The sequence below is a fragment of the Nonomuraea maheshkhaliensis genome, assembly GCF_039529435.1.
Taxonomy (GTDB): Bacteria; Actinomycetota; Actinomycetes; order Streptosporangiales; family Streptosporangiaceae; genus Nonomuraea; species Nonomuraea maheshkhaliensis.
Genome location: NZ_BAAAMU010000006.1, coordinates 84,489 through 108,159, shown reverse-complemented (window position 1 = coordinate 108,159; position 23,671 = coordinate 84,489). Strand labels below are relative to the sequence as shown.

General features: G+C 70.4%; 25 protein-coding genes, 1 tRNA gene and 2 pseudogenes. 16 read left to right on the top strand and 12 right to left on the bottom strand.

Annotated features, from left to right (window positions below):
- The first annotated feature begins 63 nt into the window (after positions 1-63).
- Both ABFX54_RS06490 and ABFX54_RS06485 read left to right on the top strand, forming a co-directional pair.
- Positions 64-423 (top strand): hypothetical protein, encoded by a 360-nt coding sequence (locus ABFX54_RS06490; RefSeq protein WP_346102242.1) that lies wholly within the window; start codon positions 64-66, stop codon positions 421-423.
- A 161-nt stretch (positions 424-584) separates the two neighbouring features.
- Positions 585-657 (top strand) — tRNA-Arg (locus ABFX54_RS06485).
- A 157-nt stretch (positions 658-814) separates the two neighbouring features.
- Here the strand turns inward: ABFX54_RS06485 and ABFX54_RS56850 are convergent.
- Positions 815-991 (bottom strand): annotated as a pseudogene (locus ABFX54_RS56850) (tetratricopeptide repeat protein); the annotation flags it as partial.
- A 277-nt stretch (positions 992-1,268) separates the two neighbouring features.
- Between ABFX54_RS56850 and ABFX54_RS06480 the strand changes: the two are divergent.
- Complete coding sequence (locus tag ABFX54_RS06480; protein ID WP_346102240.1) at positions 1,269-1,436, top strand: UTRA domain-containing protein; 168 nt, start codon at positions 1,269-1,271, stop codon at positions 1,434-1,436.
- Between the two features lie 254 nt (positions 1,437-1,690).
- Positions 1,691-2,653, top strand: coding sequence for a metallophosphoesterase (locus ABFX54_RS06475; RefSeq protein WP_346102239.1), 963 nt, complete (start codon positions 1,691-1,693; stop codon positions 2,651-2,653).
- A 4-nt stretch (positions 2,654-2,657) separates the two neighbouring features.
- On the opposite strand, the gene ABFX54_RS06470 is transcribed toward ABFX54_RS06475, so the two are convergent.
- The gene (locus ABFX54_RS06470) at positions 2,658-3,110 is read right to left on the bottom strand and encodes a hypothetical protein (protein ID WP_346102237.1); all 453 of its coding nucleotides are present in this window, start codon (positions 3,108-3,110) and stop codon (positions 2,658-2,660) included.
- A 186-nt stretch (positions 3,111-3,296) separates the two neighbouring features.
- On the opposite strand from ABFX54_RS06470, the gene ABFX54_RS06465 reads away from it, so the two are divergent.
- A complete protein-coding gene (locus tag ABFX54_RS06465; RefSeq protein ID WP_346102236.1) occupies positions 3,297-4,418 on the top strand; it encodes a questin oxidase family protein in 1,122 nt (373 codons plus the stop codon).
- Here the strand turns inward: ABFX54_RS06465 and ABFX54_RS06460 are convergent.
- Positions 4,402-5,238 (bottom strand): TIGR03564 family F420-dependent LLM class oxidoreductase, encoded by an 837-nt coding sequence (locus ABFX54_RS06460; protein ID WP_346102235.1) that lies wholly within the window; start codon positions 5,236-5,238, stop codon positions 4,402-4,404. The two genes, ABFX54_RS06465 and ABFX54_RS06460, sit on opposite strands and share 17 nt — an antisense overlap.
- A gap of 107 nt (positions 5,239-5,345) precedes the next feature.
- Between ABFX54_RS06460 and ABFX54_RS06455 the strand changes: the two genes are divergently transcribed.
- Positions 5,346-6,212 carry a LysR family transcriptional regulator gene (locus tag ABFX54_RS06455; RefSeq protein WP_346102233.1) on the top strand — a complete coding sequence of 289 codons (867 nt, stop codon included), beginning with the start codon at positions 5,346-5,348 and terminating at the stop codon, positions 6,210-6,212.
- Between the two features lie 9 nt (positions 6,213-6,221).
- Here the strand turns inward: ABFX54_RS06455 and ABFX54_RS06450 are convergent, their stop codons facing one another.
- The gene (locus ABFX54_RS06450) at positions 6,222-6,557 is read right to left on the bottom strand and encodes a winged helix-turn-helix transcriptional regulator (protein ID WP_346102231.1); all 336 of its coding nucleotides are present in this window, start codon (positions 6,555-6,557) and stop codon (positions 6,222-6,224) included.
- Between the two features lie 86 nt (positions 6,558-6,643).
- On the opposite strand from ABFX54_RS06450, the gene ABFX54_RS06445 reads away from it, so the two are divergent.
- The gene (locus tag ABFX54_RS06445; protein WP_346102229.1) at positions 6,644-7,525 is read left to right on the top strand and encodes a pirin family protein; all 882 of its coding nucleotides are present in this window, start codon (positions 6,644-6,646) and stop codon (positions 7,523-7,525) included.
- A 191-nt stretch (positions 7,526-7,716) separates the two neighbouring features.
- Positions 7,717-8,445, top strand: a complete 729-nt coding sequence (locus tag ABFX54_RS06440) for a VOC family protein (protein WP_346102227.1) — start codon at positions 7,717-7,719, stop codon at positions 8,443-8,445.
- Positions 8,446-8,603: 158 nt separating this feature from the next.
- On the opposite strand, the gene ABFX54_RS06435 is transcribed toward ABFX54_RS06440, so the two are convergent.
- A complete protein-coding gene (locus ABFX54_RS06435) occupies positions 8,604-9,737 on the bottom strand; it encodes a hypothetical protein (RefSeq protein ID WP_346102225.1) in 1,134 nt (377 codons plus the stop codon).
- Positions 9,738-9,989: 252 nt separating this feature from the next.
- On the opposite strand from ABFX54_RS06435, the gene ABFX54_RS06430 reads away from it, so the two are divergent.
- Both ABFX54_RS06430 and ABFX54_RS06425 read left to right on the top strand, forming a co-directional pair.
- Positions 9,990-10,139 (top strand): hypothetical protein, encoded by a 150-nt coding sequence (locus ABFX54_RS06430; RefSeq protein WP_346102224.1) that lies wholly within the window; start codon positions 9,990-9,992, stop codon positions 10,137-10,139.
- Between the two features lie 93 nt (positions 10,140-10,232).
- Positions 10,233-11,441, top strand: a pseudogene (locus ABFX54_RS06425) (BTAD domain-containing putative transcriptional regulator); the annotation flags it as partial.
- Positions 11,442-13,451: 2,010 nt separating this feature from the next.
- Here the strand turns inward: ABFX54_RS06425 and ABFX54_RS06420 are convergent.
- Positions 13,452-14,288: an ABC transporter permease gene (locus tag ABFX54_RS06420; RefSeq protein WP_346102222.1), complete on the bottom strand. Its 837-nt coding sequence runs from the start codon at positions 14,286-14,288 to the stop codon at positions 13,452-13,454.
- On the bottom strand, positions 14,285-15,283 hold the full coding sequence (locus ABFX54_RS06415; RefSeq protein ID WP_346102220.1) for an ATP-binding cassette domain-containing protein: 999 nt from the start codon (positions 15,281-15,283) through the stop codon (positions 14,285-14,287). The genes ABFX54_RS06420 and ABFX54_RS06415 overlap by 4 nt, the downstream gene beginning before the upstream one ends.
- A 250-nt stretch (positions 15,284-15,533) precedes the next feature.
- Here ABFX54_RS06415 and ABFX54_RS06410 point away from each other — a divergent pair, with 250 nt between their 5' ends.
- On the top strand, positions 15,534-16,718 hold the full coding sequence (locus ABFX54_RS06410) for a PucR family transcriptional regulator (protein ID WP_346102218.1): 1,185 nt from the start codon (positions 15,534-15,536) through the stop codon (positions 16,716-16,718).
- Between the two features lie 174 nt (positions 16,719-16,892).
- Entirely contained in the window at positions 16,893-17,282 is a 390-nt protein-coding gene (locus ABFX54_RS06405) for a hypothetical protein (protein ID WP_346102217.1), read from the top strand.
- A 67-nt stretch (positions 17,283-17,349) separates the two neighbouring features.
- Here ABFX54_RS06405 and ABFX54_RS06400 read toward each other — a convergent pair whose 3' ends face one another.
- The 4 genes from ABFX54_RS06400 to ABFX54_RS06385 all read right to left on the bottom strand — a co-directional run bounded on the left by ABFX54_RS06400 (position 17,350) and on the right by ABFX54_RS06385 (position 19,602).
- Positions 17,350-18,279: an alpha/beta fold hydrolase gene (locus ABFX54_RS06400; protein ID WP_346102215.1), complete on the bottom strand. Its 930-nt coding sequence runs from the start codon at positions 18,277-18,279 to the stop codon at positions 17,350-17,352.
- Entirely contained in the window at positions 18,276-18,860 is a 585-nt protein-coding gene (locus tag ABFX54_RS06395) for a TetR/AcrR family transcriptional regulator (RefSeq protein WP_346102213.1), read from the bottom strand. Before ABFX54_RS06395 ends, ABFX54_RS06400 begins: the two co-directional genes overlap by 4 nt.
- A 61-nt stretch (positions 18,861-18,921) precedes the next feature.
- On the bottom strand, positions 18,922-19,287 hold the full coding sequence (locus tag ABFX54_RS06390) for a hypothetical protein (RefSeq protein ID WP_346102212.1): 366 nt from the start codon (positions 19,285-19,287) through the stop codon (positions 18,922-18,924).
- Between the two features lie 99 nt (positions 19,288-19,386).
- The gene (locus tag ABFX54_RS06385; RefSeq protein WP_346102210.1) at positions 19,387-19,602 is read right to left on the bottom strand and encodes a hypothetical protein; all 216 of its coding nucleotides are present in this window, start codon (positions 19,600-19,602) and stop codon (positions 19,387-19,389) included.
- Between the two features lie 134 nt (positions 19,603-19,736).
- Between ABFX54_RS06385 and ABFX54_RS06380 the strand changes: the two genes are divergently transcribed.
- The 4 genes from ABFX54_RS06380 to ABFX54_RS06365 all read left to right on the top strand — a co-directional run bounded on the left by ABFX54_RS06380 (position 19,737) and on the right by ABFX54_RS06365 (position 22,581).
- Positions 19,737-20,531: a PAS domain S-box protein gene (locus ABFX54_RS06380; protein ID WP_346102208.1), complete on the top strand. Its 795-nt coding sequence runs from the start codon at positions 19,737-19,739 to the stop codon at positions 20,529-20,531.
- A complete protein-coding gene (locus tag ABFX54_RS06375; RefSeq protein ID WP_346102206.1) occupies positions 20,515-20,970 on the top strand; it encodes a hypothetical protein in 456 nt (151 codons plus the stop codon). The genes ABFX54_RS06380 and ABFX54_RS06375 overlap by 17 nt, the downstream gene beginning before the upstream one ends.
- Positions 20,971-21,075: 105 nt before the next feature.
- On the top strand, positions 21,076-22,134 hold the full coding sequence (locus ABFX54_RS06370) for a DUF6745 domain-containing protein (protein WP_346102204.1): 1,059 nt from the start codon (positions 21,076-21,078) through the stop codon (positions 22,132-22,134).
- Between the two features lie 9 nt (positions 22,135-22,143).
- On the top strand, positions 22,144-22,581 hold the full coding sequence (locus ABFX54_RS06365; protein ID WP_346102202.1) for a hypothetical protein: 438 nt from the start codon (positions 22,144-22,146) through the stop codon (positions 22,579-22,581).
- 3 nt (positions 22,582-22,584) lie between these two features.
- On the opposite strand, the gene ABFX54_RS06360 is transcribed toward ABFX54_RS06365, so the two are convergent.
- Complete coding sequence (locus ABFX54_RS06360) at positions 22,585-23,565, bottom strand: LLM class flavin-dependent oxidoreductase (RefSeq protein WP_346102200.1); 981 nt, start codon at positions 23,563-23,565, stop codon at positions 22,585-22,587.
- Positions 23,566-23,671: the final 106 nt, after the last annotated feature.

Here is a 23,671-nt window from a genome sequence, read left to right as displayed (position 1 = left end):
TGGGACCACTGGCAGACCAGCCTCGCAAGGGATCCCTTCCAACGACCGCGAAGGTAGAGGTACGTGGACATAGAGACGGAGATTCGCCAACTGAAACTCCGCGCGGATGCCCTTGAGGCAAGCGTACGTACCGGCGACGCGGCCTCCACCCGCCCGAGAGCCCGCCGCCGACACAGACACCCCCGCACGCAAGCAGGAGACCCGCACCTCGACACCAAGACCCAGGTCAAATGCCTACAAGCAGAGCTCAACCAAGACTTCTCCGCACTCAACGACGAGATCGAAAGCTTCAGAAGGCACACGGCCGACGAGCTCACCAAGATCCGCATCCAGACCCACGACCAGTACGCCTTCATCCTCCGCAGACTGACCGACATGGCCATCCTGCTAGACGTCCTGCTGAATCAGACGGACACCACGTAACGGGGAAGGGAGCCCGCCCCCTCTGAGACTCGCGGGCTCCCCCAGCTCAAACCCCCTCACACCACCCCACACCCACCCCCACCCCGGAACCAACGTCAGCCCCGAGCCCGTATCCGGTTCGAGGCACTGCGGAAAACCCGCTATGCTTGCTTACGCAGCGAGCGGCCGTAGCTCAATGGATAGAGCATCTGACTACGGATCAGAAGGTTACGGGTTCGACTCCTGTCGGCCGCGCACCTGGTCAAAGGCCCTTCGGGATGATCCCGGAGGGCCTTTTTCAGGGCGTGCGACCTCTTCGGGCCGATCCCCGCCCGGCCACCCCGCCGCACCTGAGGCTTCGACTGCGCACGGGACGTCGATGGTCTCGTTCCCACCTGCACCTGTCCAGCCTTCAAGAACGATCAGCCTCGAGGTCGGCACGCCGCTCCGCGAGCCGCTCCAGCGACCACACAGTCCACGGGTGTTCGGCCCCGAGCACTCTCGCCCGCGCATCAGCCACCAACTCGGCCTGCGCCACCGCTTCTTCGAAGCGACCGAGCTCGGCGAGGACTCGGCCGAGCAAGGCGCGGGCGGCGAGGGTCTTGGGGTGTGGTCTGCGGCGGCCCGCAGCCCGCTACGCGCAGCGGTGAGCTCTCCTTCGCCGGCCCCGCGGTCCGCGGCCACGGCGAGCATTCCTGCGCGTAGTGAGGTCAGGTCGGAGGCGTTGACCCACAGTCCGGCCCGACCGCCTTCGGCCGTCGCAAAACGGAAGATCTCCGAGGCGACGGCGGTTTTGCCGCAACCGCCCAGGCCGTGCAGCACAAATACCTGATGAGCCCCGCCCTCTTCGAGGGCGGTCCGCAGCCGTGCTATGGGATGAAGAGGTGTGGGCGCGGCCTGCCACCCGGGATGAAGCGCAACAGCTCGGCATCGGCGTCGGCAGCATCGTGACGGTGATCGAGCGCAGCTATTTCGCAGGTGAGCTGGCGGTCGAGGTGGCGGACATCCTCGTGCCGGCTGAGAAGTTCACCTAACAAGATCCACAGTTATCCCGGTTTCACCGTTGACCAGGCCGCATGCCTCCCACCGCGGCGCGAGACGGCGAGTAAAAGCGGCTTCAGCACCGCCCGTGTCACCGCTCCGCGTGCCACGAGGTCTTCGGTACTTGGCTCTTCCTGATCGTTGAGCTTGCCGAAGCTGGGGCGAAGTTCGAAATCGTCCTCCAAGGTTCGCCGGGGAGTCGGGCACCTGTCGCCGGGTGGAGGCCGGAGGGGTAGGAAATGGTCACATGCGTAACGTTGTTCTCACTGCCGCCATGGTTGCCGCTTCTCTCACGGCCGGGCTCGCCTCACCCGGCCCGGCCTCTGCGGCTGGCCAGGGTCCCTCCTTCACCTTCGCGTTGCTCGGCGACACCCCCTACGGTGAGGCCCAGGAGGCCGCGTTCCCTCGTCTGGTCAAGGACGTCAACGCCGCCAGGGACGTGCGGCTCGTCCTGCACGCGGGTGACGTCAAGAGCGGCTCCACCTCGTGTGAAGACGCCCACCTGACCGCGACGAAAGAGCTCTACCAGACCTTCGACGACCCCTTCGTGCTGACCCCGGGCGACAACGACTGGACCGACTGCCACCGTGTCGCGGCCGGTGGTTTCCTGCCGACGGAGCGGCTCCAAGCGATGCGCCGCATCTTCTACCCGGTGGCCGGGCGCACCATCGGCGGCCACCCGATGAAGGTCGAGACCCAGGCGCGCGACCGCGAGCACAGCGACTACGTGGAGAACACGCGCTTCACCGAGAAGCGTGTCGTCTTCGCCACCGCGCACGTGGTCGGCAGCGCCAACGGCCTGGCCCCGTGGAACGAGCTGCCCGGCGGCGACCGGCCCGAGCTCCGGCTCGCGGAGTACGAGGCGCGCAAGGCCGCCGCGCTCGACTGGATCGACGGAACCTTCGACGCGGCCGAACGTACCCACGCCCCCGGCGTGCTGCTCATGCTGCAGGCCGAGCCGACGGCGAGTGACGGCTTCACCGAGATCCGCGAGCGGATCGTCGAGCGCTCCCGTGCGTACGGCAAGCCGGTGCTGCTCGTGCACGGCGACGAGCACGTCCAGGAGGCGGAGCCCAACTACGCCGGCGTGCCCAACCTGACCCGCCTGGAGACGTTCGGCGACACCGCGAGCCAGTGGCTGCGCGTCACCGTCAAGCCGAAGTCACCCACGGTCTTCTCGTGGGAGCAGCGGACCGTACCTGCGGCCTGAGCGGCTAACTCTGAGAAAGTGCCTGGAGAGCGCAGAACAGCGCGAAGAGGGCCAGAACCAAGCTGCGGCCCCGCCATGACAGGCGGGGCGAGCTCACCAGGGTGGCCACTGGGTAGGCGAACAGTCCGGCGATCAGGATGAGCGGCACTTCGGCGAGCTCCCAGATCGGCACCAGGAAGAAGGGGGCCAGCACGGCGACGGGCCACGCTGGACGTACGCGGAACAGGTGCAGCAGCGGCCAGGCGAGCACGACCGCTGCCCACCTGCCCGCCGTCCACGCGTCGGCCAGGAGGCCGACGCAGCCGTAGTGGCCGCAACGTGAATCGTCGGTCAGGGCAGTCAGAACCAGCAGCCAGCCGAGCGGGACGAGGGTCAGGAGGGTGCCGGCGAACGCGGCGGCGACCACCCGCTCGGCCGGCCGCCCCTCGGCGGCAGGTGAGACGCTCGTCTTGGCCATGTCCACACTTGCCAGCATCCGATCCGGGCCGCCTCGCGACGCACACGCATTGATCACGATTTGTGGCCGCAGCAGGTAGGTAAGCCACCTCGACTACTAGGGACGGTGCGTAGGTCCAATGCAGTAGGGCCGGTCGGTCGGAGGGCCGAGGTGCGGGTCGGCGATCGGCTATTAGCGTCCCTTGTCATGAATGACACCGGAACTTTGGACGAAGCGTACGGACGGCTGCACACGACAGGACCCGAGTTCGACGGATGGCTGTCCAACCACGGTCCGATGGCGGTCGAATCCATGGTCAGGCACGGCTACGGCCGGGAAGTGCACCGTTGGCTCGACACGTACGTCGGCCGCCTGGACGAGCTCCCCCGCGGCAGCTCGCCCATCGAGGCCGCCGAATGGCGGGAGGCGCTCGGCGATCCGGGCCGGCTCGGCGACTGGCTGGCGTACTTCGACAGGGAGCTGCGGGAGCAGCCGTGGCGGGCCGTGCTGGGAACCTGGTGGCCGCGGCTGCTGCCCGGTATAGCGGCCGGAGCCACGCACGGGGTGATTCGCACGGGGCATGCGATCCATGCGTTGCTGGGGCAGGAGGACGAGCCGCGGATCGCGGAGCTGGGCCAGGCGCTCGGGTACTGGGCGGCGCGGTGGCAGGCCATCGCGGGGTTCGACGCGTTGTCCGGTACGGCCGGGCCCGAACGCGCCGGCACGCCGGCCGGTACGAACGGGCCTGAACGCGCCGTCTCGGGCGCGCCGGACGGTACGGCGGGGCCGGAGCAGGCCCTGGCCGGCGTGCCCCGGGTGCCGGACCAGAGTGCGGACATCAATCATCGCCTCGGGCAACTGGCCGACCTCACGGGGTGGGGCTCCTCGCTCGCCGCACTCAAGCCGGCCGCCGACCCCCAGCAGGCTCGGGCGTACCTCACCGAGCTCGCGGACGCGGCGACCCTGCGGTACGCCACGCACGCGCACGGCAACGCCGTCATGCTGGTCCACACCGCGACGGCGCCGACGGCCGTGCTGCGGGCCCTGCCCGCGCTGCCCGCCGAGGTGTGGGTGGCCAGCTTCAACGCGGCCTGGGCGGCGGGCGCCGCGGTGACGGCCGCCTACGCGCCGGACGAGCCCGCTCCCCGCGGCGATCTGCCCGCCGGACCGGCCGAGGCGGAGGAGGCGTTCGAACTGGCGGTGCGGCACGGAGACGAGCACGTGATCAAGCTCGCCGACACCGCGCTGGACGTCTACCAGCGCACCGACGATCCTGATGCCCTCGCCGCGGTGGTCCGCGCGGCCGGCCTGATCAAGCCCTTGAGATGAGGTCCAGGGTACGGCTCTGTTCGTTGAGGGGTGAGACGACCAGGTCGGTCACCCCGGCGTCCGCGTAGCGCTTCAGCGCGTCCGTGATGGTCGATTCGTCCCCGATGATGATGGTGTCGGCGGGATTGGCGAGCCCGGCGCGGTCGAGCGAGGCGCGGTACGCGGGCAACTGGCCGACGGCGGCGAGTCGTTCGGCGTAGCCGGCTCGGGCGGCGTCGGGGTCCGGGCTCAGCACCGTGATGGCCTGGGCCACGATGCGGGCGCCGGGAGCCGTACGGGGCGCGATGTCCTTGGCGATCATCTCCGGTGTGATCCAGGTGACGACCACCCCGTCCGCGAGATCGCGGGCCACTTCGAGCATGCGCGGGCCGAGTGCCGACATCAGCAGGCTGGGCGGCGGGGCGGAGATGTCAAGGCGGGTGTCGACGGTGAAGAACTCGCCCGCGTACTGGACATGCTCGCCGGCCAGCAGGGGGCGCAGCACGGTCAGATATTCGCGGGTGTGCCGCAGCGGCGAGGTGTAGGGGAGGCCGAGCTGGTCCTGGACGTACCAGGCGTGGCTCGGGCCGACGCCCAGCGCGAGGCCGCCGCCCGAGGCGGCTTGGAGGGTCAGCGCCTCGGTCGCGGTGGTCACCGGGTGACGGGGGTAGGTGGCGACGATCGCCGTGCCGATCTCGGCCGGCCGGCGGCCGAGGGATGCCAGCAGGGTGAGCGGGTCCCATCCGCCGGGGTTCTGGTTGGTCCAGAAGCTGTCGAGCCCGCGGTCGGCGGCGTCGGCCGCGGCGGCCACCACCTCGGCGGGGGACGTGGGAGTGATCAAACTAGTGCCATAGCGCATGCCTCCATCCCAGCGGCCGGATGCCCGGCGGAACCAGCCCCGGTTAGACTGTCCAGCGATTACTTTTTGTCATCGTTGGAGCGTGAGGCGTGGAGCTGCGTGCGTTGCGATACTTCGTGACCGTCGCCGAGGAGCTCCACTTCGGCCGGGCGGCCGAGCGGCTGAACATCGTGCAGCCGGCCGTGAGCCACCAGATCGCGCGGCTCGAACGGGAGCTCGGCACCCGGCTGTTCGACAGGTCCCCGCGCCATGTCCGGCTCACCCCCGCCGGTCGGCGCGTGCTGGAGGCGGCTCAGGAGACGCTCGCCGCGGCGGCTCGCGTCCGCGTGGTCGCCGGGGAGGAGGAGGCCCGCGTGCGGATCGGCGTCGCCCCCGGCCTGACCGCGCGTCTGGAGCGCGCCGCGGAACTCCTGCACGACGGCGAACGGCCCGCCGAGGCGGTCCTCGTGGACCTGCCGGTGCCCGCGCGGCTCGCCGCGGTCCGTGACGGTGAGCTGGATCTCGCGCTGGTACGCGGTCCGGTGGAGGCCACCGGCGTCCGCGTCGTACGCGCATGGTCGGAGTCGCTGCTGGCCGTGGTGTCCGACCGGCACCCCATGGCCGGCCTCCCCGTCGCGACGCTCGCGGACCTGGACCGCGCCGCGCTGCGCCTGCCCGCGCGCGAGGAGGACCCGGCGCTGCACGACGCGGTCACCTTGGCGTTGCACCAGGCCGGAGGGGGTTCGACGGGCCGGTCGGGCGGCTCGCTGCTGACCGTCCTGATCGAGATCGGCGCCGGGCACGGCGCGTGGACGCTGCTGACCGCCGAGCAATTGTCCGGGTTCGCGGCCCGCCGGATCCGCGCGCTGCCGCTCGATCTGCCGTTGAGCATCGACGGGCACATCGTCGCGTCGCTGGTGACTCCGGACGTCTGCGTGTCCTCGTTCGTCCGGGCGTTCACCGACCTGCCGCAATGAGGCGCACCGTCAGGTGAGGAGATGTCGCTCGCTCCAGTGCGCCAGCGGCTGCAGCGCGGAGATCAGCTCCTCGGCGTCGGCGGTGAGGGCGTACGTGATCTGGACCGGCGTGCTGGGAATCACCGTACGTTCGACGAGCCCGCGCTCCTGCAGTTGCTTGAGCCGCAGCGTGAGCTGCGGATCGGAGATGCCCGGCACCATGGCGCGGTACTCCTTGAACCGGCGGGCGCCGCGGGCCCCGGCGAGGAGGATCGGCCCGACCCAGCGGACCCCGATGATGTCGATCGCGCGCAGGATGCGGTGGCAGCTCTCCTCGTCCACCGGACTCTCGGACGGCGTAGTCACTTGTTGAAAGTAAGTAACTTTGCCAACGTTTGTCAACGCTGATCAGCGGACCGATACTTCCCTTGACCGACGAAAGGGAGGTCGTCATGACCGCGTCAGTGAGCCGGAGGGTGGACCGGGTTCTCGACAAGACGGACCTCGGTCCGACCCCGATGTCCGACCACAGTTCGATGATCATCGCGCCGGGAAGCGCCGCCTGGACCGACCCGTTCCTGGTGATGGGCGAGGAACTCGTCAACCAGCCGGGGTTCGACTGGCATCCGCACCGTGGGATGGAGACGGTGACCCTGATCCTGGACGGGGCGCTGGAGCACGGCGACAGCCTGGGCAACGCCGGTGTGCTCGGGCCCTGGGACGTGCAGTGGATGACCGCGGGGCGGGGAATCATCCACCGGGAGGTCGCCGCCAGGTCGGAGCGGGCGCACGTGATCCAGATGTGGGTCAACCTGCCGGCGGATCGCAAGCTCGTACCCACGCGCTATCAGGACCTGCGAGCCGGCACGCACGCCGTGCACACCGAGCCCGGCGTGCTGGTTCAGTTGATCTCGGGAGAGACCGGGCAGGCGCGGGGGCTGGCGCTCAATCACTGGCCGATCCTGGGCATGGTGATCACGCTCGATCCGAGGACCGAGTACCGGCAGGTGCTCGACGGTGACCAGCGCGCGTTCGCGTACGTGCTCTCGGGACAGCTCACGATTGCCGGCCGGACCGTGCACACCGGGCAGATCGCCTGGTCGGATCCGGTGTCGCAGCCGGGCGACCCGACCACGCTGACCCTGGCCACCGGTGACGGCGACGAGCGGACCAAGGTGCTGCTGTTCGCCGGGCGGCCCATCGGTGAGTCCGTGTACGCCAGCGGCCCCTTCGTGATGAACACCCGCGCCGAGATCGAGCAGGCCTACCGCGACTTCCATTCCGGCAAGTTCGGCAGCATCCCCCGGCACACCCGCCTGCCCTCCGGCGCGTGATCCACCAAGGGGTTTCCCGCATCCGCCACTCCGGATGATCTACTCCGGCCAAGGTGACGGATGACCGCCGAGCGAGTGGGGGCTCCTTCCGGCGGGCGTTTCCGGTGTCCTGTCTGAGCGTTCCGCCATGCCGGCGCCGTTGCCGTCATGCGCGGGTGCTGCCATACGAGACACGCGGAGGGAGCGTGATCGTGGAGTTCGAGGTTCTGGGTCCGTTGCGGGCCAGGTCCGGCGACGTCGTCCCGGTCCTGGGGCCGCGCAAGCAGCGGCTGCTGCTCGCGGTGCCGCTCGGCCACCCGCATGGCAGCTTCTCCGCCGGCCACCTGGTCGACGCGCTGTGGGGCTCCGAGCCTCCGCCTTCGGCGTTCCCCATGCTCACGGTCGTCGACGGGGACACGACCGTGGCCCTCGGGACGACGCCGGAGGTGATCGATTCTCGGGCGAGCGGACCGACGATGCACCTTTCCGGAAGCAGATCGTCCGCAACCGGCGGTAGCGTGCCGCCACGACCGACGCCTACATGGAAGGTGCACCCCGTGCGATCTCGAACCAAGGGCATGTGGTGGGGCACCGCCATCGAGGCACCCGACCCCGCTGCCTTGGCGAAGTTCTACTCCGACCTGCTCGGGTGGCCCATCGGCCATCAGGAGCCGGGAACAGCGATTCTCGCGGCTCCCGAGGGATCCGTTTATGTCGTGTTCCAGCAGGCGACCGGTTACCAGGCTCCCGTCTGGCCGCCTGCCGCCGGGCAGCAGCGCCCGATGATGCACTTCGACTTCCAGGTCGGAGACTTGGACTCCGCGGTCGCCGAGGCGGTCGCCCTCGGAGCTTCGGTCGCCGCCGAACAGCCGCAGGACAACGTCCGGGTGCTCTTCGACCCGGCCGGCCACCCCTTCTGCCTGTGCCGCGACGACGGCTGATCACGCGGTCGCTCGCCGCACACTCGGCATGTCCCCGTCCATAACGGCCCGCCCCTGGAAGCGGCGGCGTGGTGCATGACGTGGGCCGGCGATTTCGGGCGGGAGGTGGCCGGCACCTCAAGCCAGAACAGATCACCTATCTGGCCGGACCCCGCCCGTCAGTCGCCGCTGCGAAGGGCGTTCAGGGCTCGTCGGCAGACGGCGTGCCACGTCTCCCCACCCTTGTCCCGGGTCAGGACGCTGGCGATCACGGGCTCTTCGCAGGTGCTGCCGTGCCAGGAGCATCCGCCGTCGGCCGCGCGGCGCCCGCGGTGCATGGCCGGTTCGTACGGGTGTTCCTCGACCAGTTCGGTTGCCATGGGGCGGGATCCGATTCCTTCGGCTGTGATCCGCGGGTCGGTGAGGATCGCGTACACGTACGAAGGACCGATGATGTCCTTGCTGAGCTGCCCCGGCCCCGACAGCGGGCGCCGGTCCCATGCGCGGGCGAAGTCGGAGCGGTGGATGCCGATCTTCGTCCGGTCAGGGTAGATCTCGTTCTCGCTCAGCCGATAGGTGAAGGTGACACCGCGGCGGAGCCGGAACGCCTCGCCCGCGTGCCGCCTGATCCGGCCCCAGACAGGGTCGAAGGAGTGAACGGCCGATCCGGTTGTCGCCGGATCGGCGCCCCGTGACCGCCTCGGCCGGGGCTGGGAGGAGACGGGTCTCGCCGGGCCGGCGTCCGTGGCCGGACGAGCGGTGACGGAGGCCGCGACCTTCCAGAGCAGCGGGATACGAGGGTTTCGGCCGGTGAGCGCCAGGACGGTCAGAAGAAGGTGCAGGGCCGGCGGCCCGAGCAGGGATGCCAGCGTCCAGGTCCACATGACGAGGTCGCTCGATGGGATCTCAGCGCCCTGATATCGAATGGCGATATAGACGACCACCAACAGCAGGCTGACCAAGAAATACACGACGGAGACGATGTCGATGAGAATCGACTGCACGGCGTGAAAACGCACCTGAGGCCGGCGATTGCGGCAGAAGATCAATCCTCCGACGAACCCGAGAAGGTATGCGAGGGCCGAACGCCATGAGCTGCTGACAAGATCCGGATTCCAGGGCGCCTCTATGCTGAACGCCGCGGATTCGACGCGAGGTGCCGCCTGGTCACCGGCCCCGGCGCTCTTGTCGTCCGATGCGGTTGTCCGCAGTTCTCGGCGCTTGCGCTCGGCCCGCTCGATGATGACGACCACAGTTTGGACAATTCCGGCGATCGACGCAACAACACCGAGCAACGCCAGAACAACGCTCATGCATCCACCTTTCGGGAGGGGAAGCCCTTATTCCGGCGAATGGTCCGATATTCGGTCGCCACGCTGGGCTGGGGATGCGGTAAGTCTCTCAGAGAGCGAAGATCGATTCTCGGGGGAACTATTCACATATCGCCGTCAAGACCCTGCGTGCCGTGCCAGCATCGTGGCCGGTGCCAGACGAAGCCCCTCGGCTGGTTCCTGAAGCATCGGGCGCCCGCCGTGGCTCGGGAAACTCTGGAGACCGGCGGCAACTTGGCGTTCGACGATCGGTGGCCATACCGGCTGCGTCACGATCACCGCAACATCGTGCGGCTCAGCCCGCCTGCGCCGATTGTCGCCGAGCATGCGGAAGCGGCGCTGGGCATCGTCTTCAAGCATATGATCATCGATCCGGCCACCTGATCCGGGCGATCGGGCGGGGGGTCGGGTGCTGTGGGGATCATGAGCTGGACTCCGTTCCGCGCCTTGGCGAGCGGTCGTCCGTAAGCTGTGTGTATGTCCCCTGCCCTGGTCCTGCTGGACGGAGTTCGCTGGCGGGGTGTGCGCGTGGTCGGGGATCGCGCCCATACGCTGCTGGCCGTGCTCGCTCTGCACGGGCGCGCGGGGGTGAGTGACGAGCGGCTGGTCGAGGAGTTGTGGCCCGAGGAGGCGCCGGCCAATCCGACGAAGGCGCTGCAGGTGGTGGTCTCGCGGACCAGGGCGGCGACCGGGGCCGATGTCGTGGTACGGATTCCGCGCGGGTATCGGCTCGGGCTGCCGGCTGACGAGGTGGATGCGTTGCTGCTCGGCGGGCTGGTGGAGCAGGCGCGGAAGGCGCTGGCCGAGGGTGACATGGTGCTGGCGCGGCGCCGTGCCGATGAGGCCATGATGATCATGGCTGATGGTGTGGGGAGTGCTTCGAGGGCCGGCGGTATCGGTGGCGGTGCTTCGAGGGCCGGTGGTGCCCATGGCGTCGTTGTCGCTGAGGAGGTCGGGGCGCTCGGTGAGTTGAGGGGGGTTGCGGCTCAGTGGGTGGGTGAGGCGCGGCGGATCGCGGCCGTCGCCCTGAGCCGGAGCGGTGCCCATGAGAGTGCGCTGCCCCTGCTGGAGCAGGTCGCGGCCGGGCGGTCGCCGGACGAGGAGCTGCTCGCCTGCCTGCTGCGCAGCGAGGCCGCCGTACGAGGTCCTGGGCCCGCGCTGGAGCGGTACGAGCGGTATCGCGCCGGGCTGGTCGCGCGGCTGGGCACCGAGCCGGGGCCCGAACTGGCCCGCGTGCACGCCGAGTTGCTGGCCGCCGATCGGCCGGTGCGTCAGGGCATCCTGTACGACGGCTCGTCGCTGCTCGGCCGGGACGACGACATCCGCGCGGTGCACGCGCTGCTGCACACCCACCGGGTGGTGTCGATCATCGGCCCGGGCGGGCTGGGCAAGACGCGACTGGCTCATGTGGTGGGCAGGAACGCGGCCCAGCCCGTCGCCCATTTCGTCGAGCTCGTGGGCGTCTCCTCGCCGGAGGGCGTGGTGGGCGAGGTGGGCTCGGTGCTGGGGGTGCGCGACTCGGTCAGCGGCCGCCGGGTGCTGACCGCCGAGCAGCGTACGGACGTCCGCGCCCGGATCGCGCGGCATCTCGACCAGGTTCCCGCGCTGCTGATCCTGGACAACTGCGAGCACCTGATCGAGGCCGTCGCCGACCTGGTGGCGTTCCTCACCGTGACCACCCGCGATTTGCGGGTGCTGGTCACCTCGCGCGCGCCGCTGTCGATCCCGGCCGAACGCGTCTACCTGCTCGGCGAGCTGCCGGCCGGTGACGCGGTGGAGTTGTTCCGCCAGCGGGCCACGGCGGCCCGTCCTGACGTGCGGATCGACGAGCGGGTGGTCGCGGAGATCGTGGCCCGGCTGGACGGGCTGCCGCTGGCGATCGAGCTGGCCGCGGCGCGGGTGCGGGTCATGTCGGTGGAGGAGATCGCGCGGCGGCTGGCGGACCGGTTCGCGCTGCTGCGCGGCGGCAACCGGACGGCCCCCGACCGGCATCAGACGCTGCTCGCGGTCATCGACTGGTCGTGGAACCTGCTGGACGAGCCGCAGCGGCGGGCGTTGCGCTGGTTGTCGCTGTTCGGCGACGGGTTCACGCTGGCCGCGGCCGAGGACGTCCTGGGCCCTGACGCCCTGCCCGCCGTGGCCGCGCTGACCGAGCAGTCGATGCTGAGCGTCCGCGAGACCGCGTACGGCCTGCGTTACCGGATGCTGGAGACCGTCAGGGAGTTCGGGCGGATGCGGCTCAGGGAGGCCGGCGAGGAGGCGTCCGCCCGTGCGGCGCAGCGGGAGTGGGCGACGGCGTACGCGCTCGACCACGCCGCCCGGTTGTTCAGCCCGGAGGAGTTCGCGGCGGCCGACGCGCTGCGCGCGGAGGAGAGCAACCTCGCCGACCTGCTCAGGCAGGCCCTCGGCGAGTCCGACCCGGTCATGACGGTGCGGCTGCTCACGGGCATCGGCGCGCTGTGGTCGATCCGCGGCGACCACACGCGGATCCTCGCCCATCGGGACGCGATCAACCAGGTGCTCGCCGGCTGGACACCACCGCCTCACCTGGTCGAGGTGACCAGGAGCGCGCTGCTGATCGCGCTGGTCAACATCATGATCATCGTGGACGATCACGGGGTGGTGCTGCGCGAGCTGCTCCGTTCGCTGCCCGTCACGGAGACGACGGATCCGCGCGTCGCGGCGACGGGGTGGGTGATGCTCGAGTGCGACGGGCTCGGCGGCCCCGAGATGCTGGAGCGGCTGGCGGAGCTGGCCAAGGGGCCCGACAGGAACGTGGCGTTCGCGGCCGCGCGACAGATCGCCCACATCCTGGAGAACGCGGGCGACGTGCGAGGAGCCATCGCGGCCGCCGAGCGGACCCTGGAGCTGGTCCACGGCGACGAGGGTCCGTGGCTGGTCGCGATCATGCACGCCATGCTGGCCCACCTGGCCCTGAACCTCGGCGAGCGCCACCGGGCGGTCGAGTACGCCCGGCTCGCCATCCCGGTGCTGAGCAGGCTCGGCGCCGGCGACGACGAGGCGCAGTTGCGTGCGGTGCTGGTGGCCTGCGCCATCGCCGAGGGCGACCTGGACGGCGCGGAGGCCGAGCTGGCCGCGGTCTCCAGGATCAACGACAGCGAGGCGGTGATCGGCGGGATGGCGATCGTCTCGTTGTGCGCCGCCGAGCTCTCGCTGGCCCGCGGCCGGACGTCCGCCGCGCTCGCGGAGTACCGGCTGGCCGTCGAACGGGCGCGCGACCTGCGCATGCCTGATGTGCCGCGCATGGAGCACGCGCCGTGGACGGTGATCGCCGAGTCGATCGCGCTGACGGCGTACGCCTACCACGCGACGCCGGAGGACGTCCCGTACGGCGAGGAGTTGTTCGCCGTCGTCAGGAGCTACGACCTGCTGCTCCCCGACAACCCCGTCCTCGACTACCCGATGTGCGGTTCGATGCTCTTCGGGCTCGGCGCCTGGGGGCTGCTGCGGGGGGCCATGGAGCCCGGTGACGCGATCAGGTTGCTGCTGCTGGCCGAACGGTTCGCGTACAACGGCACCATGCCGAGCATGTCCATCGAACGGATCGAGCCGTGCGCGGAGCGGATCGCGCCGGGGACGTTCGCCGCGGTGCGGGCCGAGTACGGCGCCCGGCGCGGCTCCGACCTGCTGGCCGAGGCGATGCGGCTGGTGGAGCGGGCCGCCCCGAGGCCCGGGTCACATGTGCCGTTTGTAGCTGCGTACCGACAGGGGCGCGAAGACCGCGATGAAGATCAGGCCGGCGAGCAGCGTCCAGGCCACCTCCCCGGTGACGACCGCGTTGTTGGCGAGGTCGCGGGCGGCCGTGACCAGATGTGAGACCGGGTTGATCCGGACGAACGCCGCCAGCCAGTCCGGCAGGGTCTCGACCGGGACGAACGCGTTCGACAGGAACGTCAGCGGGTACATGATCATCATCGAGATGCCCTGCACGGCCTGGGCGCTCCTGGCGATCGTGCCGACCCAGGTGAAGACCCACGCCAGCGACCAGCCCGTGAAGATGGACAGCAGGATCGCGGCGAGCACGCCGCCCGCTCCGCCACCTGGGCGATAGCCGATCACGATCCCCATGCCGAAGGTCAGCGTGGCGGCGATCGCGTACCGCAGCAGGTCGGCGACCATGGGGCCGGCGAGTGGCGCGATTCTGGCGATCGGCAGCGACTTGAACCGGTCGAAGACGCCCTTCTCCATGTCCTCGCGCAGTTGCGTGCCGGTGGCCATGCAGGTCGTCAGCACGGTCTGGGCGAGGATGCCGGGGATCATCAGGGGCAGGTAGCTCTCGACGTCGCCGGCGATGGCGCCGCCGAAGATGTAGGCGAACATCGCGGTGAACAGGATGGGCTGCAACGCCACGTCGAAGAACTGCTCCGGGTTGCGCTTCATCCGTTTCGCCGCCCGCCAGGCCAGCGTCATGGTCTGGCCGAACGTCTCGGCGACGGTGACGCGCCGGCGGGCGGCGGCCACGCGGTCGGTGGCGCGGACCGCCTCGCGGGCGGGTGCGATCGTGGTGCTCATCGGTTCTCCTCCGTGGGGCCGGTCGCGCCGTCTTCCGTCTCGTGGCCGGTGAGGGCGAGGAAGACCTCGTCCAGGCTGGGCTTGGCCACGCTCACCGAGGTGATCGACACTCCGGCGGTGCGCAGCGCGATCAGCACCTCCGCCGCCAGGTCGGCCTGGTCCAGCGCGACGTTGAGCCGGCCCTGCTCCGGGCTGAGCACGGGGTCGGAGCCGAGCACGCGCCGCACCACCCGCACGGCTGCGGGCACGTCGTCCGGCCGGGCGAGCAGCAGTTGCAGGGTCGAGTTGCCGACCGCGGTCTTCAGCTCGTCGGGCGTGCCCTCGGCGACCTTGCGGCCGTGGTCGATGACGGCGACGCGGTCGGCGAGCTGGTCGGCCTCGTCCAGGTACTGGGTGGTCAGCAGCACGGTGCAGCCGTCGGCGACCAGGCCGCGGATGGTCTCCCACATCTGGCCGCGGGTCCGCGGGTCGAGCCCGGTGGTCGGCTCGTCCAGGAAGATCAGCGGCGGCCTGGTGATCAGGCTCGCCGCCAGGTCGAGGCGGCGCCGCATGCCGCCGGAGAACTGCGCGATCGGTTTGTCTGCGGCCTCCTCCAGGCCGAACTGGGCCAGCAACTCGGCGGCGATGCTCCGGGCGCGCGGGCTGGCGACGCCCTGGAGCCGGCCGAAGAGCCAGAGGTTCTCGCGGGCGGTCAGGCTCTCGTCGACGGAGGCGTACTGTCCGGTGACGCCGACGAGCTGGCGGATGACGTGCGGCTGATCGACCACGTCGACCCCGAAGATCTCGGCCCGGCCCGCGTCGATCTTCAGCAGGGTGGCCAGCATCCGCAGCATGGTGGTCTTCCCTGCGCCGTTCGGGCCGAGCACGCCGAAGATCTCGCCGGTCCGCACGTCCAGGTCGATGCCGTCGACCGCGTGGTGGCCGCCGAACGTCTTCGCCAAGCCCCGCGCACGTACGGCCACGTCGGGGGGCGGGTCGAGTTCTGTGATGCTCATGGCGCCACTCTCGGCGGCGCCGGTTTCACGGCGCCCTCGACCGGGTTTCACGAGGCGCCCGCGTCGTGAAACTTTCACCGTGGAACGGCCGGCCGAAATTCGGGATCGGGCTCATTCTCCTGGTCCCGCGCCGCGTTCCGACACATTGTCAGTGACGCCGGAAAATTCCTTTGATACGCGGGCGCCGCTCCGGCGAATACGGAACTGCGCGTTTCATGGAGACACGGCGACGTCACGGGGAGAATTCGACATGGGGGACCTCTTCGGCATGCTCAAAAGCCGAGCCGACGACAATGCCAGGAAAGTGGTGGACGCCTGCGCCAGGGAGATCGCCGGCTTCCAGGCGGTCGAGCCCAGGGCGCGGGCGTCGATGCTGGAGTTCGCGGTCGTCGTACGGAGGCGTACGGCCGAGCTGGCCGCGGCCGGCGAGCCGCTGCTGGACAGCGACCTGGCCTTCATCGAGTCGGTCGGCGAGCAGCGCGGCGCGCAGGGCGTGGCGCCCGCCTGCCAGCGCGGCGCGCTCGCGCTGCACGCCGCCTTCACGCTGCGGGAGATCTCGGAGGCGGCCGGGCCGGGCGACCTGGCCGACACGATGCGCCTGATCGACTGGCTGGGCCGCAACGGCACGACGGCGCAGGCGGCCTACACGCGCGGCTATTTCCGCGGGTACGAACGGTTCCTGCCCACGGCCTCGCGCGTGCACCTGCTGGCCACGATGGTGCTGCACGACGACCCGATGGCCGCCGAGCTGGCCGATCACCTCGGGGTGCCGACGGCCGAGCACTACCTGGTCACGGTCGTCCGGGTGGCCGCGGCGCCGCCGCCGAAGCGCAGGGAGGAGGTCGTGTCCGCCCTGCTGCGGCGGCACCGGGTGCCGTTCGGGTGGCAGGAGCCGGACGAGTTCGTGGCGCTGGTGCCCTACCACGGGACGCGGCCCGAGCACCGGACGGCGGCCGAGGGGGCGGGGCTGGCGCTGGCGCGGACGGTGGCCGAGAGCAGGTCGCGGCCGTGCTCGACCGGCTGCGCGCACGGGCGCCGCCACGCCCTGGCCCAGGCGGACGCGCTGGCGCGCAAGGTCAGCCGGGTGGCGCCGATGGAGCGGGTGCCGCGCCGCTCGTACGGGGTGGCGGACGTGTTCGCCGAACTCGGCGCGGTGGAGACGCCGCAGGTGGACCAGTGGCTGCGGGAGACGGCGCGCCGGCTCGGCGACGGGCCCGACCTGGTCCCGACGCTGGACGCCTACTACCGCCACGACATGAACCGCCTGCGTACGGCCGAGTCGCTGCACATCCATCCGCGCACGCTCGACTACCGGCTGCGGCGGGTGCGCGAACTGGTGGGGATCGAGCCCGGCTCCACCCACGGCGTCCGGGTGCTGAGCACCACCGTGGCCAGACTGCTGGCGGGCGCGTGGAACGAACACACCCTTATCTGACCCTGCCCGGTTCCTTTACCGGGCCTGTTTTGGCACGAATGACAATCATCGCGTCGCCGCCACGACGGCGTTTCTCGTGAAGTGACGATGACCGGGAGCCCCGGGCTCGGCGAAAGTAACGGCGCAGGGCTCGGCCGGGCCGGAAAAGGGAAACCAACGAAAGGTTTCGACGACATGGCAGTACATGCGAGAAGAATGCTCATCGGCGTGCTCGGCGCGATCGCGGCGTTGCTGTTCTCCGTCGCACTGCACACCGGGACGGCCACCGCGGCGCCGGAACGCGGCTTCACCGACCAGTCGACCTCGGAGCTCGCGGACGTGCCGGGCAAGGACGGCGGGGCGTCGCTGAACGCCCAGTACTCGTGCTCGCGCAGAGTCCCCATCCCCGCGTACTACATCGACATCGACTGCTCGGTGTTCAGCGGGGCGATCAGGATCGTGGTGACCTGCTCGGACGGTTACCAGTTCGCCAGCCCGATCATCTTCGCCGGTAACCGGTTCACCGGGCGCGGCACGTGCGGGCCGCCGTGGACCGTGCGCTCCGCCAACGTCCAGGAGGTCTGACCGGCCCGGTCCGTCCTGAGCCACCCGGGTGCGTCCCGGGTGGCTCGTCCGCGTACCGGCCCGGGGGTCAGGCGCGCAGGATCTTCCTGAGCAGTTCGGCGAACGCGACAGGATGCGTGGTCAGGCCCGTGTGCCCGCCGGGGAAGTGCACGAGCTCGGCTCCGAAGCGCTCGGCCAGGTAGGCGGCCGGGCGGTAGGGCAGCTCGCCGCGCGAGTCCTGGCCGGCGGCGAGCACGAGCCGGTCCGACAGCGCCGCCAGCCGGTCGACGTCCGGGACGTAGGACATGAAACCGGGCACGATGCGGCCGACGAAGAACGGCAGGCCGGCCATCGTCTGCTCGGGCCGCGCCGCCGCCTGCTGGGCAAGCCGCAGCTCAGCCGGCTCGGGCGGTTCGGGCGGTTCGGGCGGTTCTGACGGCGGGTTGGCCGGCTCGCCGTCCTTGCGGTCCGCCGACTCACCGTCCTTGCGGTCCGCCTGCTCGCCGTCCTTGCTCAGCCCGGCGGCGAACACGGCCATCGCGGGCATGAGCCCTTCCGTACGGAACGTCTCGCGTACGCGGGCGACGAGGGCGCGGTGGACCGCGGCGTCCGGAAGCACCTCCACCACCGGCGGCTCGTGCGCGACCACCCGTTCGAGGCGTTCCTGATGAGCGGTGAGCAGGTGCAGGGCGACGATCGCGCCCGAGCTGGAGCCGAAGACGCGGGCCGGTTCGCCGGGCGCCAGCAGGTCCAGCAGGCGCAGCGCGTCGTCGGCGTGCTCGGCCACCCGCTGCTCGGCCTCGGGGTCGTCGAGCGGGCTGCGGCCGAGGCCGCGCGGGTCGTAGGTCACGACCGTGTACTCGGCGGCCAGGTCCGCGGCGACGGCCTCCAGGGAGGCGGCGCCGCCCGTCCCGCCGGGGATCAGCAGCAGCGGCGGCCCCTCGCCGCGCACCTCGTGGTGCAGAGTGGCACCGCACACACGCAGGGTGGCACCGTGCACGCGCAAACTGCCGTTCATGCGGGCTCTCCTTCCGGCCAGTTCTCCAGGAGGACATGCAGGGCGTCGAGCGTGCGGGTCCAGGTCTGCTGCGGGGTGCGCGCGTGGGCGAACCCGCCCGCGGCCTCCAGGGCGACGAACCCGTGGAAGGTGCTGCGCAGCACGCGTACGGCGTCGGTCAGATCGGGCTCGCCCAGCCCGTACGCCCGCAGCATGCTGTACGTCAGCTCGACCGCGCGCCGCGGCCCCGTCGCCTTGGCCGCCAGCTCGGGATCGATCGTGATCGGCACCTGCGTCGCCATGTAGCGCCCAGGATGCTCGTGGGCGAACTCCCGCCACGCGTTCGCGTACGCGACCAGCGCCTCCTTGCCCGCGAGCCCGGCGGTCGCCTCCGCGATGCGCACGGTCTTCTCGTCGGCGGCCAGCAGCGCGATCCGCCCGCGCAGGTCCTCGACGTTGCGGACGTGCGTGTAGAGGCTGGCGTCCTTCACGCCGAGCCGCCGCGCGACCTCCGACATCGTCACCCGGTCGAGCCCGACCTCGTCGGCGAGATCGGCGCCCGCGACCGTCACCCGCTCCGCCGTCAGCCCGGCCCGCGCCATGCGTCCTCCTTATTCCCAAGACTCCCTAGGTATATCCTAGGACCTCTCGGAATGGAAGCCGCTAGCAGGTCTCGATCAGGTCCGTGCTCCAGTGGTACAGGTTGTCGTAGGACACCCACCCCTCCGTCGTGGTCCCGGCGACGCGGACGTAGACCCACACCTTGCCGTAGCCGTTGATGACCTTGCAGTGGAAGTAGACCGTCGTGTCCTCGCTCAGATACTTGACGTTGCCGCACGAGGAGTACGGGCCCTTCTTCATGTTGCCGGCCCTGCCGATCGTGTCCCAGCCGTCGTCGTAGTTGCCGTGGGACCAGCCGGTGCACGTGCCGCCCTGAGCGCTCGCCTGGGCGGGCGTCCCGCCCAGGGTGGCCCCGAGAAGGGCCATCGCGGCGACGGTGGTGCCCAGACGTACGATCGCCCGCCTCATGCTGTGCCTCTTTCCCTCGTCGTCCATCACTGGCGTGAGAATCGTCCGCCGGCGGAGGTTGAGGATCTGTTGAGAGGCCGTTGAGCGGGGCGCGGCAGGTCAGGCGGCCTCGACGCGCTGCTGGTCCTGAAGCAGGTCGACGACCGTCTCGATGTCGTTGGCGCTCACCGTCTGGTGCAGGCCGCGGTGTATCTCGTCGTCATCCAGCCGGACACCGCGCCTGGTCGCGTACAGGACACCCTCGTCGCTGTAGAAGAAGGACCAGCCGGGGAACGCACTACGCAGCGCATCAATGTCGTAACCCAGAGTAGTCATACGAGTACTCTAACGAGCCGTGCGGCGACCGGTCCAGCCCTCGATGTCCCGACCTCCGCACCGGCGGAAAACCCGATGAGCAGAGGTTACGATAAAGCCATCTAGGACTAACTATATGTATTAATCTAGCGACTGTGAGTAGCGGAGTCGCCGTCAGGACGACCTTAATCCGCCGCGTCCTGCACCGCATCGGTCGGCGCGGCGCGTCGCTCGCCTTCGTCGGCCTGCTGGGGCAGGTGATCGCCGCCTCGCTGGCGTTCGCGCCGGCCTCCCAACGGGCCACCTCGGGCTACACCGCGCTCGCCGCCGTGGTCCCGCTGAACGTCTGGGCGCTGGCCTGGTTCCTCGTCGGCACCCTGTGCCTGGTGCAGATGTTCATGCGCTCCGACCGGATGGCGTTCGCCGCCGCCACCGCGCTGCTCCTGCTGTACGGGCTGGTGCACATGGTCTCCACCCTGACCGGGGCCAACCAGCGCGGCTGGGTCGCCGGGGCGGTCTGGCTGGCGTTCGGGAGCTGGATCGCGCTGATCGCCACCTGGCCGGAGGCGCCTCGGCCGCCCGGACGGCTGCCCGGCGCCCTGCAGCCGGCGGCGGCCGTGGTGGTCGCCGACGCCGCGGGGATCATCCAGTCGTGGAACCTCCAGGCGGCCGACCTGTTCGGCTGGAGCACCGAGGAGGCCGTGGGGCGGCCGCTGACGATGCTGATGCCGCGCCGCCTGCGCGACCAGCACTCCGCCGGGCTGGTCCGGGTGAGCACGTCCGGCCGCTCCGAGCTGTCCGGGCGCATCATCCCGCTGGTGGGCCTGCGGCGCGACGGCACCGAGTTTCCGATCGCGCTGACCGTGAACGCCTGGCATCACGAGGACGGGATCGCCTACACGGGCGTGATCCGGCCGGTTGGAGGAGGTGGCGATGCCGAGCCTGACTGACATTCTCATTCAGATCGCCGTGGGCGCCGTCCCGCTCGGAGTGGCGTACATGGCCTTCCGATCGGCCACCGACGCCAACAAGAAGACCCAGGAGACCTCGCTGCTCCAGGTCGAGCGCCAGGCCGAGCTGGAGCGTTCCAAGGTGGACGCCGAGGCCTTCATCAGGGCCAAGACGATCTACGAGGACGCGCTCAGTCAGCTGGAGAAACAGTTGGTCCGGATGCAGACGCACACCTCGCAGGTGAGCACCGACCTGGCCACCGAGCAGAGTGCGTCCACGGCGATGCGCGACCAGATCAACCGGCTCCAGGCGCAGATCAGGGCACTCGAACGCACGGTCGTCACGTTGCGTACGCAGCTCATCTCGGCGGGCCTGGCCCCGGCGCCCGCGTCCGAGACGACCGGGCCCTACCAGCTCCGGCACCCCCGGATGGAATGACCCGAGCGGCTCGCCGAAGCGAGGGGCTGGTGGACAACGGTCGCCAGTGTCTGTCACCATTTATCGCATGATCATGCGAAAGGAGGGCGCTTCCGCCCTCAACCGGTGAGCGTGCTCGTGCAGCGGGAAGCTGCCGCGATTCGCCAAGAATGGCTGGGCCGGGCGCTGTCGACGCTCCCCACCGACCGCCCGGCCGTCGAAGCCGCCGTCTCCGCCCTCTACCGTCTGGCAGGGCTGTCCCCACCCCGGTTCCACTGGGTCGCCTCACCGCTGGCGGCCCTGGCGACCGTTCCCCCCGGCCTGTCGCATTCCATCGAACATCCGGACAAGTGGCCGCTCCTGACCCGGTTCGCCCAGCTCAGGGACGAGTGGTGCCAGTCCGTGGACGCGGGCATGCGCAAGCAACACTGGGCGTACGACCGGATCGTCCAGCAGGAGGTGTTCTTCCCGCTCCAGCGCTCGATCAGCAGTTGCCTGATCCCGCCGCTGCGGCGGGCGCACAGCTGGGGGCCGCCCGGCCGGATGCGCTGGGAGCAGGCCCAGTACGTCTCCTGGATCGCCCGCTACGACGCGCTGCGCCGCATCGCCGGCCTGGCGCTCGACGCCCGGTTCGAGGTGTGGGCGACCGCGCTCGGCTCGTCCCACTGGTGGTGGCCTGACCGGCACGTGTGCGTCGTCTCCGAACGGCCGGTCGCCCTGCGCACCGAGGTCGTGGGCGACGACGAGGAGGCCAGGCTGCACCACGCGCGCGGCCCGGCCGTCCGGTACGCGGACGGATGGACCGTGCACGCCTGGCACGGCACGCAGGTGCCGTCCTGGGTGATCGAGAACCCGACCGCCGAACGCATCGCCGACGAGGTCAACGTCGAGGTCAGGCGGTGCGCGATCGAGCATCTCGGCTGGGGCGCCTACATCGAGCAGGCCGGTCTCCGTCTGGTCTCACGCGCGCCCGACCCGGGCAACCCGGGCTCCGAGCTGCGGCTCTACGACGTGCGCCGGGGCACGAGGGTGCTCCTCGCGGTCAACGGCTCGGTCGAGCGCGACGGCCATCGACGCAGGTACGGGCTCACCGTGCCCGCCTATCTCAACGATCCGATCGAGGCCGCCGGATGGACGTACGGGCTGTCCGGCGAGCAGTACGCCACACTCCTCCGCAGAACCTAGGTGATGCCCATGACTGTCACACTCGCCTCTCTCACCCAGCGGACCGGACTCGCCGTGCTCGACCACCTTGAGCAGTCCGTCCGCATCCCCGTCGTCGACGGCCTCCAGGCCCAGGGCGACCTCATCGTCATCCCGCTCCCGCTCGTCGCCACGTCGATGACCCTGATCGCAGAAGACCGATGGGAGCCGGTGCCTGCCGAGGGCGTCGAGCTCCTGCGTGGCGCGGCCGGCGGCAACCCGCACACCCTGGTCGCCGACCCCGGCACCTGCCGCTGGACCACGAACGTCATGGACTCCCATGGCCTGGCGATCGGCGTCTTCACCGCCTCGGCCCCGGTCTACCTGCTCCATCCTGAGCACGGGGGCTCGGGCTGCGCGCCGGGCACGTACGTGGTCAGACGCCAGCGCGAACACGAGGGCACCAGGGCCCGGCTGGTCGCGGACTGAACCTCAGCCCGCGTACGCCTGCGCCAGCAGCTCGGCCGACCGCATCCACGCCTTCCTGTCGGGCGCGGAGAAGGCCACGATGAGCTCGTCGGCGCGGGCGTGCTCGGCGAACCAGTCGACGTACGCCTTCACCTCGGCCGGGTCGCCGACGGCCGAGTACTTGGCCATCTGCACGAGCTGCTGACCCGCGGGCGATTCAAGGATCATGTCGGCCTCCTCGGTCGTGAACGTGCGCCCCCTGCCGAGGAACCTGGTGACCCGCAGCCGCTTGGAGTCGAGGAACTGCTCCTGCGCCTCCTCCGTCGTCTCGGCCGCGATCACGTTGAGCGCCGCGATGACGTGGGGGCGGTCGAGCTGCGCGGAGGGCTTGAACTCCTGGCGGTAGATGGCCACGGCCTCCTCAAGGGCGGCGGGCGCGAAGTGGGAGGCGAACGCGTACGGGAGCCCCAGCGCCGCGGCGAGCTGCGCGCCGAACAGCGAGGACCCGAGGATGTAGAGCGGCACGTTCGTGCCCTTGCCCGGGGTGGCGTCCACGCCGGGGATGCGGGACTCCCCCGTCAGGTAGCCCTGCAGTTCCAGCACGTCCTGCGGGAACGAGTCCGCCGAGGAGTGCGTGCGCCGCAGGGCCCGCATGGTCTGCTGGTCGCTGCCCGGCGCCCGGCCGAGCCCGAGGTCGATGCGTCCCGGGTGCAGCGTCTCCAGCGTGCCGAACTGCTCGGCGATGGTCAGCGGCGAGTGGTTGGGCAGCATGACGCCGCCCGCCCCGAGGCGGATCGTGCTGGTGTGGGCGGCCACGTGGGCGATGAGGACGCTGGTCGCCGAGGAGGCGATGCTGGCCATGTTGTGGTGCTCGGCGTACCAGACCCGCTGGTATCCGAGCTCTTCCGCTCGCTGCGCCAGGGCGACGCTGGCGGCGAAGCTGTCGCCCGCCGTCTCGCCCTCGCCGATGTGCGCCAGATCGAGGATGGACAGCGGCAGAGCCATGAGTACGCGCCTTTCGCAGAGCGGTGTGACCAGCTCTATGCAACAGCATCTAATGCGGCGTTATTTCATGGCTGATCCCCCACGGCGCGGCCGTGGGGGATCGGAA

Excerpts from the sequence above, each read along its gene's own strand:
- ABFX54_RS06475 (WP_346102239.1), top strand. The coding sequence starts at position 1,691 with ATGCGTAACGTTGTTCTCACTGCCGCCATGGTTGCCGCTTCTCTCACG.
- ABFX54_RS06470 (WP_346102237.1), bottom strand. The coding sequence starts at position 3,110 with ATGGCCAAGACGAGCGTCTCACCTGCCGCCGAGGGGCGGCCGGCCGAG.
- ABFX54_RS06465 (WP_346102236.1), top strand. The coding sequence starts at position 3,297 with ATGAATGACACCGGAACTTTGGACGAAGCGTACGGACGGCTGCACACG.
- ABFX54_RS06445 (WP_346102229.1), top strand. The coding sequence starts at position 6,644 with ATGACCGCGTCAGTGAGCCGGAGGGTGGACCGGGTTCTCGACAAGACG.
- ABFX54_RS06435 (WP_346102225.1), bottom strand. The coding sequence starts at position 9,737 with ATGAGCGTTGTTCTGGCGTTGCTCGGTGTTGTTGCGTCGATCGCCGGA.
- ABFX54_RS06420 (WP_346102222.1), bottom strand. The coding sequence starts at position 14,288 with ATGAGCACCACGATCGCACCCGCCCGCGAGGCGGTCCGCGCCACCGAC.
- ABFX54_RS06415 (WP_346102220.1), bottom strand. The coding sequence starts at position 15,283 with ATGAGCATCACAGAACTCGACCCGCCCCCCGACGTGGCCGTACGTGCG.
- ABFX54_RS06410 (WP_346102218.1), top strand. The coding sequence starts at position 15,534 with ATGGGGGACCTCTTCGGCATGCTCAAAAGCCGAGCCGACGACAATGCC.
- ABFX54_RS06405 (WP_346102217.1), top strand. The coding sequence starts at position 16,893 with ATGGCAGTACATGCGAGAAGAATGCTCATCGGCGTGCTCGGCGCGATC.
- ABFX54_RS06400 (WP_346102215.1), bottom strand. The coding sequence starts at position 18,279 with ATGAACGGCAGTTTGCGCGTGCACGGTGCCACCCTGCGTGTGTGCGGT.
- ABFX54_RS06395 (WP_346102213.1), bottom strand. The coding sequence starts at position 18,860 with ATGGCGCGGGCCGGGCTGACGGCGGAGCGGGTGACGGTCGCGGGCGCC.
- ABFX54_RS06390 (WP_346102212.1), bottom strand. The coding sequence starts at position 19,287 with ATGAGGCGGGCGATCGTACGTCTGGGCACCACCGTCGCCGCGATGGCC.
- ABFX54_RS06385 (WP_346102210.1), bottom strand. The coding sequence starts at position 19,602 with ATGACTACTCTGGGTTACGACATTGATGCGCTGCGTAGTGCGTTCCCC.
- ABFX54_RS06375 (WP_346102206.1), top strand. The coding sequence starts at position 20,515 with ATGCCGAGCCTGACTGACATTCTCATTCAGATCGCCGTGGGCGCCGTC.
- ABFX54_RS06365 (WP_346102202.1), top strand. The coding sequence starts at position 22,144 with ATGACTGTCACACTCGCCTCTCTCACCCAGCGGACCGGACTCGCCGTG.
- ABFX54_RS06360 (WP_346102200.1), bottom strand. The coding sequence starts at position 23,565 with ATGGCTCTGCCGCTGTCCATCCTCGATCTGGCGCACATCGGCGAGGGC.